Origin of the sequence: Paracoccus sp. MC1854 (assembly GCF_014164635.1) — a bacterium.
Classification (GTDB): domain Bacteria; phylum Pseudomonadota; class Alphaproteobacteria; order Rhodobacterales; family Rhodobacteraceae; genus Paracoccus.
Window position 1 is genome coordinate 1 of the sequence record NZ_JACJFU010000003.1, and the last position, 16,327, is coordinate 16,327.

At 67.3% G+C, this 16,327-nt stretch carries 7 protein-coding genes and 2 pseudogenes; 4 read left to right on the forward strand and 5 right to left on the reverse strand.

Features of this window, described 5'->3' with window-relative positions; translation table 11 throughout:
* Nucleotides 1-263: 263 nt before the first annotated feature.
* Nucleotides 264-1,487: pseudogene (locus H5395_RS03300) on the forward strand (IS256 family transposase).
* 67 nt (nucleotides 1,488-1,554) lie between these two features.
* Here the strand turns inward: H5395_RS03300 and H5395_RS03305 are convergent.
* The 5 genes and pseudogenes from H5395_RS03305 to H5395_RS03325 form a co-directional block, all read right to left on the reverse strand.
* A pseudogene (locus H5395_RS03305) lies at nucleotides 1,555-1,734 on the reverse strand (hypothetical protein); the annotation flags it as partial.
* A gap of 47 nt (nucleotides 1,735-1,781) precedes the next feature.
* Entirely contained in the window at nucleotides 1,782-3,653 is a 1,872-nt protein-coding gene (locus H5395_RS03310; protein ID WP_255440493.1) for a caspase family protein, read from the reverse strand.
* 52 nt (nucleotides 3,654-3,705) lie between these two features.
* Nucleotides 3,706-9,576 carry an MBG domain-containing protein gene (locus H5395_RS03315; RefSeq protein ID WP_182791118.1) on the reverse strand — a complete coding sequence of 1,957 codons (5,871 nt, stop codon included), beginning with the start codon at nucleotides 9,574-9,576 and terminating at the stop codon, nucleotides 3,706-3,708.
* A gap of 13 nt (nucleotides 9,577-9,589) precedes the next feature.
* Nucleotides 9,590-11,332 carry a ShlB/FhaC/HecB family hemolysin secretion/activation protein gene (locus H5395_RS03320; protein WP_182791119.1) on the reverse strand — a complete coding sequence of 581 codons (1,743 nt, stop codon included), beginning with the start codon at nucleotides 11,330-11,332 and terminating at the stop codon, nucleotides 9,590-9,592.
* Between the two features lie 110 nt (nucleotides 11,333-11,442).
* Nucleotides 11,443-12,069 (reverse strand): OmpA family protein, encoded by a 627-nt coding sequence (locus H5395_RS03325; RefSeq protein WP_255440494.1) that lies wholly within the window; start codon nucleotides 12,067-12,069, stop codon nucleotides 11,443-11,445.
* A gap of 116 nt (nucleotides 12,070-12,185) precedes the next feature.
* Here H5395_RS03325 and H5395_RS03330 point away from each other — a divergent pair, with 116 nt between their 5' ends.
* The 3 genes from H5395_RS03330 to H5395_RS03340 are packed head-to-tail and all read left to right on the forward strand — an operon-like array spanning nucleotide 12,186 to nucleotide 16,262.
* Nucleotides 12,186-12,941, forward strand: a complete 756-nt coding sequence (locus tag H5395_RS03330) for a PP2C family serine/threonine-protein phosphatase (protein ID WP_182791121.1) — start codon at nucleotides 12,186-12,188, stop codon at nucleotides 12,939-12,941.
* Nucleotides 12,942-12,981: 40 nt separating this feature from the next.
* The gene (locus H5395_RS03335) at nucleotides 12,982-13,884 is read left to right on the forward strand and encodes a M15 family metallopeptidase (RefSeq protein WP_370576361.1); all 903 of its coding nucleotides are present in this window, start codon (nucleotides 12,982-12,984) and stop codon (nucleotides 13,882-13,884) included.
* Nucleotides 13,860-16,262 carry an ImcF-related family protein gene (locus tag H5395_RS03340; RefSeq protein ID WP_182791123.1) on the forward strand — a complete coding sequence of 801 codons (2,403 nt, stop codon included), beginning with the start codon at nucleotides 13,860-13,862 and terminating at the stop codon, nucleotides 16,260-16,262. The genes H5395_RS03335 and H5395_RS03340 overlap by 25 nt, the downstream gene beginning before the upstream one ends.
* The last annotated feature ends 65 nt before the right edge of the window (nucleotides 16,263-16,327 follow it).

Consider the following 16,327-nt stretch of genomic DNA (forward strand, 5'->3'; position numbering starts at 1 on the left):
GACGGCCGCCCTGGGGCTTGGGCCGCGGCCTCGGCAGCAACGGCTCCAGCGCCGCCCACAGATCATCGGATACAAGGGGCTTGCTCATGTCCCCTAACGCACGAGAGGCGGTTTTGTTAGGCGCTCTTAGTGTTTGCAGCAGGGCCGTCTTTCAGGCGGCACCGAGCGGTGACGTCCCAGATGATGGTGTAGCTGGCGGTGGCCATCGGGTTTCTCGGTAGGGTCGGGTTGCTGAGCCAACCTGAACCGAGGGATGCCCCCCGATGACCAAACCGATGATGGACCTGCGCGCGCTCGTCGAGAAGAGCGGTGATGCGGACCCGGCTCGCGCGAGATGATCAGCTTTGCTGCCGAGCGGCTGATGGAGCTGGAGGTTGGCGCCAGGACTGGCGCCGAGTATGGCGAGAAAAGCGGCTTGCGGCTGGCGCAGCGCAATGGCTACCGCGACCGGGAATGGCGGACCCGTGCGGGCAGCGTCGAGCTGCGCATCCCGCACCTGCGGACCGGCTCCTACTTTCCCTCTTTTCTCGAGCCGCGGCGCTCGGTCGAGAAGGCGCTGACGGCCGTGATCCAAGAGGCCTATGTTCACGGAGGCTCGACGCGATCGATGGACGACCTCGTGCAAGCCATGGGCGGCACCGGCATTCGAAGAGCCAGGTCAGCCGTCTGTGCGAAGAGATCGATGAGCGGGTCGATGCCTTCCTCACTCGGCTGATCGAGGGGGGCGGCGTATACGCCGACGGCCCTACCTCTGGATCGACGCGACCCACCTCAAGGTGCGCCAGGGCGGTCGCATCGTCTACGCGGCCGTCACCATCGCGGTGGGCGTGAATACCGACGGGCGGCACGAGGTTCTGGGCATGGCGATCGGCGCGTCCGAGGCCGAGGCCGAGCCGTTCTGGACCGAGTTCCTCCGTGACCTCGTGCGCAGGGGTCTCGGCGGCGTGAAGCTGGTGGTCAGCGATGCGCATGAGGGCATCAAGGCCGCGACCGCGCGAGTCCTGTCCACTACCTGGCAGCGCTGCCGCGTCCATTTCCAGCGCAACGCTCTTGCCCATGCCGGAAAGAGCAGCCGCAGGGTGGTCTCCGCCTTCATCGCCACGGCCTTCGCCCAACCGGACCACGCCACGGCCAAGGCTCAGTGGCGGCTGGTAACGGACCAGATGCGCCCCAAGCTGCCGAAGCTGGCCACCCTCATGGACACGGCGGAGGAGGATGTGCTGGCCTACATGACATTCCCTGCCCAGCACCGCGCCAAGTTGCATTCGACGAATCCGATCGAGCGTCTGAACGGCGAGATCAAGCGGCGCACCGACGTCTTTGGCATCTTCCCGAACGAGGCTTCGATCCGCAGGCTCGTCGGCGCGATCCTGATGGAGCAGACCGAAGAATGGACCGTCCAGCGCGGCCGTTACCTGACGCTGGAAACGCTCGCGCCCGTCTGCGATGATGTAATGGTGAGCCTGCCTGCTGCGCAGAGCGACTGACCTGCTCGGCCCGCACCAGAGCGCGAGGCCCGCCACCAGCTACACCACGGGCGGGGATACCAAATCACCAGAAGCGCACCGTCTCGTGGCTGATCTCGATGCCGCGCTCGTGCAGCAGGTTCTCGACGTTCGTGAGTGAGAGTGGGAACCGGACGCAGAGCACCACGGCCAGTCGAATGACCTCAGGCGAGTCTTGAAGCAGCGGAAGGGACCACGCTGGTTCATGCCGGAAGGATAGGGCGGTCACTTCCGCTCGCGCAACCCGAGTTTGTCTGACAGTGCCCAAGCGAGCGATCAGACCGACAGCACCGAGTTATCGAAGCCGCCGTTTCGCCAAGCCTCCAACGCGTGGGCCAGCATGGGTCCCGGCACACCATCCGGGTGACCCTGGTAAAGCCCGGCGCGGGCCAGACGCTGCTGAAGCGAGAGCAACGTGTCACGGCTCCAGTTCTGCCCCTGTTCCGTCAGTTCGCGCAACAGGCTGCCGTCGTCGGAGGCCACTCCCAGCAGCAACTGGACCGCCGCGAAGGCGGGGTTGCGGGCCGTGCCGCGGCCCTCGTCCAGCAGTATCGCCGCCGCGCGATAGCCTCGAGGCTCGCCCTCGCGCGCTGCGCGCTCGAACAGGGGAAGGGCATCGGCGCGATCGCCGAACTGCCCTTCCTGCGCCAGTACCCCGAGGTTGAAGGTGGCGATGGCTGATCCGGCTGCCGATGCCTGCTGCATCAGGGCGATGCCACGCGCGCGATCCGCAGGGTTCGGACCTCCTTCCAGCAGCGCAACCGCGAGATTGATCGCTGCATCCGCACTGCCTGCGGCCGCCGCACGCTCATACAGGGCGTGCGCGCCCTCCGGGTCTTGCGCGATACCGTCGCCGCTTTCCTTCAATAGTGCCAAGCTGACCATGGCGCGCAGATCCCCCCGCTCGGCCGCCGTAGAGTAAAGTTCGACTGCCCGCTTCCGCAGACCGGCCGCAGCGAAAGCTCGGGCCAGGAGCGCCAGGTATTTCGCCTGACGGGGATCAAGCCGCATCGCCTCCTCGCAAGCCGCAATCGCTTCGGCTGCATTGCGGGCCAGCAACTCGAAGGGCACGCCCGGAGTCGTCTCGGTCCCGTCGCGGGGGTGGGTCCCCAGCAACTCGCACTGGCGTGCAGGACCGGGCCGGGTTTCGGTCCCAAGCTCTGCCAGCATCCGGCCTGCCTCGGCGGCATGCGGTCCTTCGGGATAGTTGCGGGCGTAGCTTTCGAACAGCGGCGCCAGACGGCTCCGCTGCGCGAGTTGCCAAAGCTGCTCGCCGCCTTCCTGATCCGGCTCCATGCTGCGACGTGCGGTGGTCAGATCGCCCGCATTCTGCGACAGCAGTGCCAGAACTTCATTCACATGGGTGCCGTCGGGATAGCGCTGGACGTAGAGACGCAGCAGTGAGGGGTCGACCGTGCGCGCTGCCACTTGATAGAGGATCGTTTCAGGCGTGGCGGTGGGGGGCGCGTCGTCGAAACGGAACTGCCGTGTCAGCGAGGAGCTTTCCCACGGGATCTGCTGGCCTCCGGTCCGTGCAATCACATCCTTCCGCACGGAGATCATCATCTCGCTGATGTCCTGGGCCGGCGTCCTGACATGGCTCAGCAGGGCTTCCGTGAAGGTCCCGTTGCGCCCTTCGCCATCATAGGCCACGGAGTCGGGTTGGGTCGCATAGGCAATCAGGAAATCCGCCGCGCTGCCGACGCGGGCTAGGCCGTCGCCGTCGGGCAGGCGCAGCGGATTGTCGCGGCAGGCGTCCAGCAGCACGATCTTCAGCCCGGGACTGGCCGACATGATGTCAAGGACACCATCCAACCGCACGGTCTGATCGATCGCCTGTTCGGGACGCGTCATGCGGAAATCCAGCGGCACCAGATAATTCCGGTCGGCAACCTGGAAGGCATGCCCGGCATAGAAGAACAGCGCCACATCCGCCGCCTTGGCCGCCACGCCGAAACGGGCGATCAGTTCTTCCATCTGTTGACGGTCGCGGTCAGTCCCCAGAATGACCTGGAAGCCCAGATCCTCCAGCGTTGCCGCCATGTCATTCGCGTCGTTGAGCGTGTTGTCCAACACGGGCACGCTGACATAGGCGGCGTTCCCGATGACCAGCGCGACGCGAGAGGCTGCCGCGGCCGGCCCGGCCATCAGCAGGACAAGGGCCAGAGACGCGAGGACGGCAGAGAAGAGGCGGCCGGGACTAAAGCCCGACCGCGCGCGCAAGCGTTGCATCGGCCTTGTCAACCGTGGCTAGAATGAGGCCCTCTTGCCGTGCATGTGCCCGGGCAAGCTCGGGATCCTCGACCCGCAGCAGTTCGATCTGCTTGACGATCTCGGTGCGGGCCGTGGTGATGGCGCGGCGGGCTTCGGTCAGGGCCTGCTGGCGGATGGCCCGGCGCTCGGGTTCGGATCTCGCGCCGGCAAGGCGGTTCAGCGCCCGGCTCCGCGACGCTTCGATATCCGTGCTGGCCGCGCGCAGGACGGCCGAGACGGTCTGCAACGACGGCGGCAGTTCGGCCGAAAGCTCGTCCAAGGCGCTGGAATAGCGATTCAGCGCGCGCGAAAGGCAGGCCAGCATGTCCTCGGTCTGGCCTTCGTTCTGGCTGCAGGCGTCGATCATCGTCCCGATTTCCTCGGACAAGGCCGCAAGACGGGTCGATGCGCCTTGCGGATCGGTGATGATCGGCAGGTTCCGGCCAAGGGACACGGGAACTGCAGCGGCGAGGGGGTAGATGGACAACTCGTCCGGGAAGTTCGGCGGAGGCGCGGGACGCACGGTTTGGGTCGGGCTTGGGTTCGATCCGCCGCTGACACGACCTGGAGTCAGTATCTGCAACCTGCCCGGCGCATAGGAGATATCATAGTTAGCTTCAGCCTCGCCATTCATCCTCGCGTCGGAGGCATCGATCCGATAGCTGCCGGGCGGGCTTCCTATCCTGCCATCGCTGGCCAGTCGGACACTGGAAATGACGTCGTCCTGCGCAAGGGTACCTTCGGAAAGACGCCAATCCAGGACCGGCGTCAGACCAAAGGGAATGACGCTGCCTTGCGCTTCGATGGTGATTGGACGCGGCGTGATCGTGAGGGCGCCGGGTGTGTAGGTGATGCGATAGTTCGTCTCGGCCCCGTCGCTCATGCGCCCATCCGAGGCGTCGATGCGGTAGGTGCCCACCCTGCTCCTGAAGGCGGTGCCGGGGCTGGTCAGCCGGACGCTGGTGATCTCGTCGCCCTGCACGAGGGTGCCGGAAATCAGGCGCCAGTCCAAGACAGGTGTTTCACCATAAACGCTTTCGCTGTCTCGGGCGCCTACTGCAATGCCCAACAAGGTGATCGGGCGCGGCGTGATGGTGAGGGCGCCGGGTGTGTAGGTGATGCGATAGTTCGTCTCGGCCCCGTCGCTCATGCGCGCATCCGAGGCGTCGATGCGATAGGTGCCCACCCTGCTCTTGAAGGCGGTGCCGGGGCTGGTCAGCCGGACGCTGGTGATCTCGTCGCCCTGCACGAGGGTGCCGGAAATCAGGCGCCAGTCCAAGACAGGTGTTTCACCATAAACGCTTTCGCTGTCTCGGGCGCCTACTGCAATGCCCAACAAGGTGATCGGGCGCGGCGTGATGGTGAGGGCGCCGGTCTCGTAGGTGATGTTGTAATTCGTTGTCACATCGCCGCCCTGGCCGGCGATCACGGCATCGCTTGCGGTGATGTCATAGGGTGAGCCTGCCACCCGTGCCCGTGCCGGGGCCCCGTCACTGGCCAGTCGCACCGAGGAGAGGGTGTCTGCGTATCGCAGGCCTCTCGGTGTCACGTCGTCGTTAGAGAAGCGCAGTTCGCGCCCGTAAAGCTTGGTCTGGTCGCGTGCCGTAACCGTCAGTGCCGCGCGCCGGATGGTCAGGCGCGCGTCGGAACTGACAATGCTATAGGTCACGCCGCCCGGCGAGGTGACGGAACCGGCCGCCCCGATGACGTAGGTTCCGGCGTTGCGCGCGCCCACCGGCAAGCGGAATATGTCTCCGACGGGCGGCAGGTCGCCGGGCGCGGCAAAGACATAGCGACCCAGTCCCCGGACAGTTCCACCGGGCGTGGGCAGTGCGTCGCCATAGGTCACGGATACGGACGTCGGGATGGCCCACAGCACCGGGTCGAGGCTGTAAAGCCGGGGATAGGCGTCGCTACCCCCGGGCGCCCAGACCCTCTGGAAATCCCAGGCGGCCAGCCGCCGGAAGCCGGTGGTGTCCTGCAGCTCTGCGGTGGTCAGCCCGGTGCCTCCCGCCGAAGTGGACTGGCCGGTGGCGTCGCGGTCCCAGAAGGACAGAGCAACAGTCCCCTCGTTGTCGGCTGCCACCAGACCGCCTTGGATCAGGGATCCACTGGCACCCGTGCCGGTGAGGCGCCCCGCGGCATAGGATTGGCGGATGCTGCCCTCATTGTAGGCGATCAGCCCACCCAGCCGCGCATCCCGCGTGCCGGCAAAGGCAACCGGCGCCAGCGAATAGGAATCCACGACCGTGCCGATATTCCTGCCGACCAGCCCGCCGATGTCCAGGGGTCCCGGGGCTCCGTCCAGCGTGGCCGCCACGCTGCCAGAGGCCCGCGCACGTTCGATCCGGCCCGAGTTCCCGCCGGCAAGGCCGCCCGCCAGAAACCATCCACTGCCGGAAAGGCTGATGGCGCGGGTCGAAAAGACGTCGCTCAGAAGGCCCGCGTTCGTGCCCGCCAGCCCGCCGACCGTGGCAACGGAGCGGGTTTCGGGCAAGTCCGTCAGGACAAGGTCAAGCAAGCCGGTGCTGAACGAGGAACGCACAATTCCCGCATTGGTGCCTATCAGCCCTCCGGCCTGCACGACCCCCGGAGTGTTCAGATCTATGGCCGTATCTGCCGAAGACCGCAGGATCGTGCCCCGGTTGTCTCCGATCAGCCCGCCTGCCACGAGTGCCGGGGATATGTCGTCCGCGTCCTGGGTGACGCTGATCGTGCCTGTGGCAGTGACGCCCTCCAGCGTGGCCCTGTTCACGCCTGCCAGCCCGCCGATCACCCAGTCGCCCACCCCGGTCTGGGCAAGGGTGGCCTGGGCGGTCGAATTGCGGATCGTGTCGCCGGCCTGAGCCGTTCCGACAAGGCCTCCGATGACAGAAGCCAGGGCGATATCGTCGAGTTCCGACAATCCGTTGAACGCCGATGCGATGCGGCCGGCATGGCTGCTATCCTCCATCGTCAACTCGCCGAGCGAACGTCCCAGCACGCCGCCGATCAGGACGGCATCGCCCGGCCCGTCGGCCTCGCCCGAGACTGACAACTCGACGCGAGACTGGGCATTGGTGATGCGACCATTTCCAAAGGCCCCGGCGATGCCACCGAAGGTGCCACCTGTGAAGACCTCTACGCCCAGGTTCGCCGTGAGGGTGCCAGTGACAAGGACGTTCTCGATCAGGTTGGGCCGCTCGCCCGCGATTGCGCGTCCGACGACCCCGCCCATCACGGGAAAGAAGGCGTCCGCGGCCCTCAGATCGATGTCGAGCAGGCGCAGGTTCGCGATCTCGGCGCCAGCAATGGTGCCGAGCAGTCCTCCCGTGTCGCTGAAGATGGTCTGGGTCAACCCGCTGATCGCCCGGCCCCTGCCGTCGAGGCTGCCCGTGAAGGGCGCCTCTTCGGTGCCGATGGGGGTGAATCCGGCGCCAAAATTCCAGGCGCCTGTGCTGCCGGCAGGAATGTCGGCGCCCAGGGCATAGTGGGCACCGGAGTAACCGGCCGAGCCCATCCCGGCCAGCCCGTAAGCATCCGCGATCACGTATCTGTCCGCGACCGTCCCGGACCCACCCTGGGCGCGCAGGAAGCCCGCGCCCTCCTCGATAAAGAAATCGGCGGCGGAAAAGCCTGGCAGGCTGCCCTCGTTCTGCCGCCACTGCGATCGCCCGGTCAGCTCGAAGCTGTCGACCCTGACGCTGTCGTCTGCCGTGACCAGAGGGGCCTGCAGGGTCAGGATGCCTTCGGAGCCAACGATCGGCGCCCTGAGGGCAAGCGCATTCTCGGCGGAGATGTCCAGACCGCCAGCGCTGCTCCATGTCAGGGCACCGTAGATGTCGATGTCGCGCCCGGCGCTCAGACGCGTCTCGCCGGGCCCGCTCCAGGACATGGCGTCATCGATCAGGATGTTGTTTCCTGCCGAAACGGCCAGGCCGTTGGCGTCCCTCCATGTCAGGGCACCGGCGATGTCGATGTCGCGTTCGGCGCTCAGAAGTGTCTCGCCGGGGCCGCTCCAGGACATGCCGTCATCGATCAGGATGTCGTTTCCTGCCGAAACGTTCAGGCCGTTGGCGTTGCTCCATGTCAGGGCACCGGCGATGTCAATGTCGCGCCCGGCGCGCAGAAGCGTCTCGCCCGGCCCGCTCCAGGACATGCCGTCACCGATCAGGAGGTCGTTTCCTGCAGAAACGTTCAGGCCGTTGGCGTTTCTCCATGTAAGGGCAACGGCAACGTCGATGTCGCGGCCGGCATTCAGGAACACTCGACCGGGCCCGTCCCAGGAAAGCGGCTGATTGACCAAGAGATCGTTCGAGGCGCTGAGTTCGAACCGGTTGATGTCCGGCCCCTCTCCGGGAGGAAAGGTAAAGCGCAGCGCCGTATCCACGACGATGTCGCCCGCATCGTTTCCGCCCCCCGCCGTCGACAGCACATAGCTGCCGGATCGCGCCAGCAGGGCATAGATCGTCGTATCAAGCACATGGGTGGGATCAGCGGGATTGTAGGTCCCGTTGCTGACGATGCGGAAGTTTCGTGGGTCAAACAGCACTGTCCCGGCCCGTCCTTCCGGTGCGCCGAGAAACACCTCCGAGCTGCGGATCGCCAGGTGGCCCTTGCTGGAAATCTCGGCAAAGCCGCCGTTGCCCCCGTAATCGCCCCCGCGTACCGAAACGCTGCCGCCGAAATGGGTCAGTGTATCCGACCAGACGATGATCCGCCCGCCGTCGGCATGCCCGAGCCCGTCTGCGACAAGACGGGTGCCCGCACCGATCGAATTGTGCTGTGCATGGGGCAGGGCACCCTTCCCCTGATAATCGCCGCCGATGCGTATGAGGCCGCCGCCAGCGGTCCCGCTGACGTCCAGAAGCGCACCGGCCAGTTCGATTTGATGGCCCGTGATGGTGATCTCGCCGCCGCGCTGGGGGCGTGCCATCGGCGGATCGGATTGCGTCATCCGGGGCAGCGCGGGCGCCACAGCCGCCGGCTTGCGGGTGCCGGTGGCGCGCACCTGTCCCGTCACCTTGACCTTGCCGCCACCTCCGCCACCCAGGACCAAGCGGCCCGACCTGCCCGACACGGTCCGCGCCTCGGTCACGCCCGAAAGGTTGATCGCGTTGCGGGCCGCGTCGCGTGCCGTCGCGGCCCGGATCTCGATCGTGCCGCCGTCGGCCGAGACATGACCCGTCTGTTCGACCAGAGCCTGCAATTCGTCGCTCTGCTCGGGCGGCAAGGCCACCGACAGGAAGTCGTCTCCGCTCAGGTTCAGGGTCGCCCGTCGTCCCGCGCCCATCCCGACCGAGCCCAGCGGGACACGGATCACGCCGGAATTGCTGACTTGGCCGCCCAGCAACGCCGCATAGCCGCCGGGGATGATGTCGATGCGCCCCTCGTTCGCCACCCGCCCGGGGCGGTCGCCCGAGAAGGTCAGGCGGCCCGCCATGAAGTCGTCGTTCCTGATGTCCAGCGACGAGCCGACGAACCCCCCGGTTGCGATCCGGCCACCCGGGCCGACCACCATGCCGTTGCGGTTGACCACGAAGACCTGACCGTCGGCACCCAGAAAACCATCGATCCGCGTCGGCCGGTCGCCGGTCACGCGGTTCAGCAGGGCCGAGTCGCGCCTTGGCTGGTTCACCCGGACCGACGCACCCGTCCCGATATCGAAGCTGCCCCAGTTGATGATGGCGCGGCCGCTATGCTGGTCGACGCGCATGTTGTGGGGACGGGGGGTCGTGACCGTGACCTCGCCGCCGACGACACTGGGGTCGCTGGGCAGCGATTGTGCGACCGCCTCGCCCGGCACCAAGGCGCTGCAGGCCAGAAGCGCCGCCCACAAGCGGCGCCTGTGCCTAGAAGCGGTAGGAGCTGACGATCGTGAACCGTTCTGGGTCATCGTCATCATCGTCCCTGTTCCCTATGCCATATTCGAACCTGACGGAGGCGGACGAGTAGTTGGGATCGCGGAGAAGCTGGAAATCGACACCGATTCCGAAGGAAGTGGCATTGATGCTGGACGCCTCGTCCAGGGTCGGGCTTTCCAGATCGACCATCCCCACGGCGGCAAACAGGTAGGGACTGACGATCAGCGGGCTGCCTGCGCGCTGGACGGGAAAGTTGCGGGCGACTTCGCTGCGGACGAACCAGCCGGAATCTCCCGTCAGGTCGCCCAGGTCGAAGGCGGACAGCCCTTCGGTCGAGGCTATGCCGAATTGTTCGCTGGACAGCAGGGGCGTGCCGAATGACGTTTGCGCCTGTCCCGCCAGCGACAGGCTCCAGTCTTGGCGGAAATCGCGAGCGTAGCTGAAGGACAGTTCCAGCTTCTGGAAGTCCGCGTCGGCTCCCCCGGTCGAAAGCGGCCTGTCAGGGGTCGCATCGCTTGCAGAACGCGCGCCCAACGCGTCAAGTCCGACTGACAGAATTGCCCCCGTCCGAAGCGCGCTGCTGTCCGACAACTGCCAGTTGCCCTCGCCCGTCAGGCGCAGGACCCGCGTGCGATCCTCGTAAAGGGGAATGTCGCCTGCAATGGTTTCCAGATCCTGCCGGTCTTGCTGAATGTCCAATGCCGCCGTGACCGAGATGTTGCGCTTGACCGACCGTATCACCGGATAGAACAGCCTGAACGACAGGCGGTTGAAGTCGGAATCCGTGGCCACGGCGCCGGTGTCCGGACCGGTTCGGGAATTGGCCCCCTCGACGCCGAAGGTCAGCCCGTTGGTCCCCACCGGGAAGATCGCGCCGGCGGCAAGGGTGCGCAGCTTCGGCCCGTCGCCAAAGTAGCTGTCCGATCCCAGCCTGGGGTTGCCAGAAGCGCGCACGTAGAACACCTCGCCCCGGCCGAGATGATTGTTGAATTCGAGGCCCGAGCTGAAGTTCACTCGGCCCAAGTCCTTCGAGAAGCTGTTGTCCAGCCCGACGAAACCGGTGACCGAGCGGAACTGAGGGTTCAGGATGACGACGGTACCGCCGGGGCGGGCGCCCGTCGACAGCGCCGATCCCAGGGACACGCCAAACATGTCCCCAGCCAGCAGAAGCCGCCGCTCGATGTCGGGCAGGCGCAGCGATGGTCGGTCGACCAACGGCGTGGTCAAGGCATCAAGCCGGGCCCGCAGCGGCTCGGGCACCGTACTGGTATCCACCCGTTCGACAAAGCCGTTCACGACCGTCAGGCGCAGCGAGCCGCCGTCCTCCAGGGTCTGCTCGGGGATCACGACGCGCGACAGGACATAGCCCATGCGCGCATAAGCCGCCTCGAGATCCGAGGCGGCGGCGAAGATGTCGGCCACCACGATCCGTTTGCCCGTCAGCCGCTCGCGCAGGGCCCCGACTTCGGCCTCGCTGCCGGGCAGGGCGCCTTCGACCCTGACATCGGCAAGCCGGATCGTGAGCGACTCGGACCCGGGCGGCGGCGCGAGGCCGGGCGTACCGCTGAAGACCAGCGATCCGGTCATACGCTGCATGGGCGGCTGATAGCTGTCTTGGGTAACCTGCGCGGCTGTCTGTGCCAGTGCCGTGCCCGCCAGCAGACCCGCGCCAAGCAGCCCCATCATCAGGGTCGACCGAGAAAGGGGGATGCTGTGCGTCGAGAAGGCCACGGGCTTACCTCTCAAGCTGTCAGGTAACGCCGATGTTATCACGATCTCCGGCCCACGCCTAATGATTCATGGGCACTGCGCCGCAGCCTCCGGCAGCCTGCGCGGCGGGCTCAACTCAGGGCTTGGAACTCGACGCGGCGGTTCTCGGCCGCAGCCGGATCGACGGGATTCGCCAGGAACCGCCTGCCCATTCCAAGCGCCTGCAGGCGCGTCTCAGCGATGCCGCAATCGCGGATCAGCCAGCGACGAACCTCTTCGGCCCGCAACCGTGACAGGTTCTCGTTATAGCTGTCGCTGCCCTTCGCATCCGTGTGACCAACGATGCGGAACAGGCCCACATCGGATTGCCGCATGAGCGAACACATTCTTTCCAGTGCCGGACGCTGATCCGGGGCGATGCTCGCCGAGTCGAAGGCAAAGCGGATGGCGACATTCACCTGCAACTCGGGCGCGAACTGGGCGAAGACGACCGTGCCGCCCGTATCTTGCGTTGTCCCAGCCAAGGTCGCCTCGGACCGGATCGTCTCTGCTTCGGCGGCCGCCGCAGGGGCGGCGGGATCGGGCGGCACGACGATCATGTCCAGACCCCGGGTCTTTTGACCGCTCAGGGTAGTCCGGTACATGTCCCGCTGCGCCTCGAAGCGCTGCAGGATCTGCGCGTCGGTCAACTCCTGTGCGGAAACCGGCACGGCGAGGAAGCACAGAACGACAGACAGCACCTGAGCAGGCAACGACATGGCAACCACCATGAAAAAACTGCGCCTCGGTGAATGAATTCTACGCTAGAATGGAGACGCTTTCAATTGATCCGTTCCGATAGGGGATCGATGCCGTGCTTGCGAAGGATCATCCGGTGAGCGGCCGCGCGGCCCGCGGTGAACTACGGGCCAGGGGGGCGGGGCTGACCCATCGTGGCCAAGTCCGCGACCGGAACGAGGATGCGATCCTGGTAGACCTCTCGGGCCGGGTCTGGGCGGTTGCCGACGGCATGGGCGGGCATGCCCTGGGGGCCTATGCGTCCGAACGGGTGATCGCGGCGCTGGAAACCATCCGCGACGACGAGGAAGCGGCCCCGGCCCTGGCTGCGCGACTTGCGCAGGCCGATGCCGACATCATGGCGCGCGGCCGGGACGAGGGACGGACGATCGGGGCAACGGCGGTGGCCGCCGTCATCCGGGAGGGGCGGGCGACCCTTGCATGGGCCGGGGACGCCCGCGCCTATCTGCTGCGGGACGGTCGCTTGGTCCGGCTGACGCGCGACCATTCCGTCGTGCAGGAGCTGGTCGATGGGGGCAGCCTGACGCCCGAGGGAGCACGGACCCATCCGCAGGCCAATGTCGTCACGCGAGCCGTGGGAACGGGGGGCGAGCCCGAATTCAAGGCGCTTGCGCTGGCCGGGGGGGACCGGCTGATGCTCTGCTCGGATGGCTTGACGCATGTGCTGCCCGACGCCGCGCTGACCGAGGCGCTGAATGCAACCCTTCCCGATGCCGCGCCGGAAAAAGGAACGCCCGCCGATGCCGCCTGCGCCCGGCTGTTGCGCCAGACGCTCGCCGAAGGGGCGCCCGACAATGTTTCAGTCATCGTCATCGACATCTCGGCACAATGACAAGGGGCGGCGTCCCGCCACGCCGGCGCGTGCCCGGCCGGTGCCGCGCGCCTTGCGCCCCGCGCCCGCCGGTACCTTGGCCGCGCCGATCATCGTCGCAATCGGCGTTGTCATCGGCGCCATCGCCTTTGCGGTCACGACATGGCTGCTGGACAGCGCCGACCAGAGCATCGAACTGCGCCTGTCGCGGCAAGAGGTCGAACTGGCAGCCCTGCGCGAGGAGCTTGCGGCAGCCCGGACCGAAAGGCTGGGCCTGCGCGCCGATCTGGCGCAGTTGCGCGACGATCTCAGCCTCGTGGCAAACCGCGCTCCGGTGGTGCCCGCGGTTCAGCCTGGGCCCTCTGTCGATCCCGTGCCATCCGATCTGGGCGACGAGAACTTCGAGCAACCCCCGACCGAGGCCCTGACTGAACAGATGAAGCTGGCCAAGGCCCGTTTCAACAAGGGCATCACCCAGCCGCGCAATTCTACCATGCTGGCAATTCTGGGGCAGCCGCGTAACAGCTATGGCACGTCCTGCCAGCCGGTGACCAATCCGCGCCTCAAGGCGCTGCTGCAGACGCGGCAGGTGGGGCCGATCACCGTCACCATGCTGACCCCGGCGCTCGACAGCCTGGAGCGGGTGCTTGCCCGGCTGAAGGAAAGCGATCCCGACATCCATGCCAAGCTGGGCACGGCCGGCGCGCTCTGTGCCCGGTTGATCCGGGGCTCGAACCGTTCGATTTCGAACCACTCCTGGGGGACGGCCATCGACATCACCCTGGAAGGACAGCTCGATCCCTTTGCAGATGGGGGCACGCAATTCGGCCTGTTGATCCTGGCCGAGTACTTCAACGAGGAGGGCTGGTTCTGGGGTGCGGCCTACAACAGCCGCGAGGATTCCATGCATTTCGAGGTCGGCGAGGAGATGCTGCGGAAATGGCAGGCCGAGGGGAAGCTGTAGGCGCTCCAATCGAGCGGCTGGCCCGGCCGGTCTTGGCCTATGCCGACCGCTTGCCGGTGGTGGCCGAGGACAGGGGCGCGCTGGTCGCCCAAGCCCGCGTACTGCTGGAACGGTTCGAGACCGACGCGCTGCGCCATGGCCTGCCGCCGCAGGCGGTGGCCGCGGCACGCGGCGCGCTGGCGCTGCTGCTGGAGGATGCCGGCGCGGCCAACCTCGCGCTGTCCGGCTGGCAGGGAGCCGCCCGGAGCCTTGGGGCAATCGACAGTGTCGCCCTGGCCGAGATCCTGCGGCGCGGCGGGCCGGGGTTGGACCCCGTGCGTGCGCTGATCGACGACTGCCTGGCACGGATCGAGGCCCGCCGGCAGGTGCTTGACCGCGACCTGCCGGCGGGCTGGTGGGGGATGGTGGCCGTTCTGGTCGGAGCATGGATCATGGTGGCCGTCGGATGGGCGTTCTGGGTCGAGAGCACGCAGGGACGGGCGCTGGAGCGGATCTTTCAGGCCGAACTGATCGCGGCGGGTCTCGATCGCGATGCGGTCTTTCCCGATCTCGCCGCCCGTCTGGATCGTGTGGACCTTGCGGCTCGGCAGGTTGCGGCCGGTATGTCCGAGGTTCGGCTGAGGCCTTGGGCGGGTCTGACGGGTCGGGATGCCGGCCGCCGCGCCGCCGCGACGCTGGCCGAGTTGCGCGCCCGTCATCTTCCAAGGGTGCTTGGGATAGCCATCGGGATGGCACTGGCCAGCGAGGGCGAGCCGGCGGCCGCTTATGACACGGTGCGTGCCTGGTCCGTGCTCTCCGGGGCGATGGACTGGCACCCTTCGTGGCTGGCCGGCTGGGCCGAGGATCGCGCGGCGGCCCAGCCGGTGCTTACGGGCCTTGCCCCGCATGTTCTGGCCCTGCTTACCCGCCCGGAAACCAAAATCCCGGGACCGGACGCCGAGTTGCTGGCCCAGGCGCGCGATCTTGCGGCCGAGGCGCCCGAGCCGGTTCGCGCCTATCTGGAACTGAGCCGGTCGCCGCAAGCGGCTGCCCTGCCGGCGTGGTCCCCGCTCGACGCAGTGCCGGCGCTGGGCACAATCGCCGAGCGGCGATCGGGGCGGGCCATTGGAACACCTCTGCCGGGGCTTTATACCGCTGCCGGCTGGGACATGGCGGCCTCTCGCGGCGCAGGCCTTGCGGTCGAGGCGGCACGCAGGGCCGCGGAACGGCTGTTCTCCGATCCTCTCCTGGTTGCCAATGACAGTCCCGATCAGGTTATGGCCCTGCTGCAGGCGGCCACCCTGGACCGATGGGAGGCCTGGCTTGCCGACCTGCGGCTGCGCTCGTTCGACGATCGTCGGCGGGCGGTGCTGGTGTCGGGGGCGCTGGCGCAGCCTGACTCTCCGCTGAAGGCGCTGATTGCCGAGGTGTGGCGGCAGGCGGGCGGCACGGACCGCACGCGTCCCCATCCCCTGCAACTGGCCATCGCCGTGCGGTTCGGCCCCGAGATCCAGTATGTCGAGACTGGCCGGATTGCCCGGATCGCGGCGCGGTTCGCCGAACTGAACGTGGCGCTGGGCGCGATGGACAGCGATGCCGCGGACGCGCAGCGGCGCCTGCTGACGGCGCAGGGCCGGGTGCGGTCGATCGAGGCGCTGCGCGACGCCCCGCCCCTGATCGGACGGCTGGTCGAGGACACCTTTGCCGAGAGCACCGCGGCCGAGGTCAGCGATCTGACCAATCCCGTGACCCGCGCATGGCAGACCCAGGTGCTGCCGCTTTGCGCGTCGGCACTGGCGGGCCGATTTCCCTTTTCCGACGGTCCGGATGCCGATCCCGCGGCCGTGGCGGCACTGCTTGGTCCAGGCGGCGGCATCGACCGTTTCCTGGGTGCCCATGCCGACCTGCTGGATCGCGAGGCCGCAAGCTGGCGCTGGAAGCCCGAGGCCCGCTTGGCCGGTCTGGACCCTGACAGCGCCGTCTTCCTTCAGCATGCGCTGGCCGTGGGGGCGGCGCTTGCGCCAGGCGCGCGGATCACCGCCGCGGCGCTGGCCGAACGCGGCCGCGCCACGCTGGTCCTGGGCGGACAGGGCGGACCGCTAGGGGCAGCGGGCGAGAACCTGCTTCTTGACTGGCCAGGACCACGAGCGGCCGAGGGCATCAGCGTCGATTTCTCGACGCCCGAGGGAGCGGCGCGTCTGGAGCAACCCGGTCCCTGGGGGCTGCTGCGCCTGCTGAGCCCCTTGCGGTTGCGCGAACGCGACGGGGGCCAGCGCTTCCTGATCGACCTGCGCATCGGGGGCGCCCGGCTGTTTCTGGAAATGACCTTCGACCGTCCGGCCAACCCCTTGTCCACCCGACGGCTGGCCAGGGGCCTTGCCTGCCCGCAAGTGCTGTAATCATTCGCTACTTCGCCCGCCTTGCGTCATACTAGGCTTAGAGATCCGGCAAGACCTGCGGTCTC

What these genes read in the sequence shown, in the direction of transcription:
- H5395_RS03340 (WP_182791123.1), top strand. Translation starts at nt 13,860, where the DNA reads ATGGCAGGCCGAGGGGAAGCTGTAGGCGCTCCAATCGAGCGGCTGGCC.
- H5395_RS03310 (WP_255440493.1), bottom strand. Translation starts at nt 3,653, where the DNA reads ATGGCCGGGCCGGCCGCGGCAGCCTCTCGCGTCGCGCTGGTCATCGGG.
- H5395_RS03325 (WP_255440494.1), bottom strand. Translation starts at nt 12,069, where the DNA reads ATGTCGTTGCCTGCTCAGGTGCTGTCTGTCGTTCTGTGCTTCCTCGCC.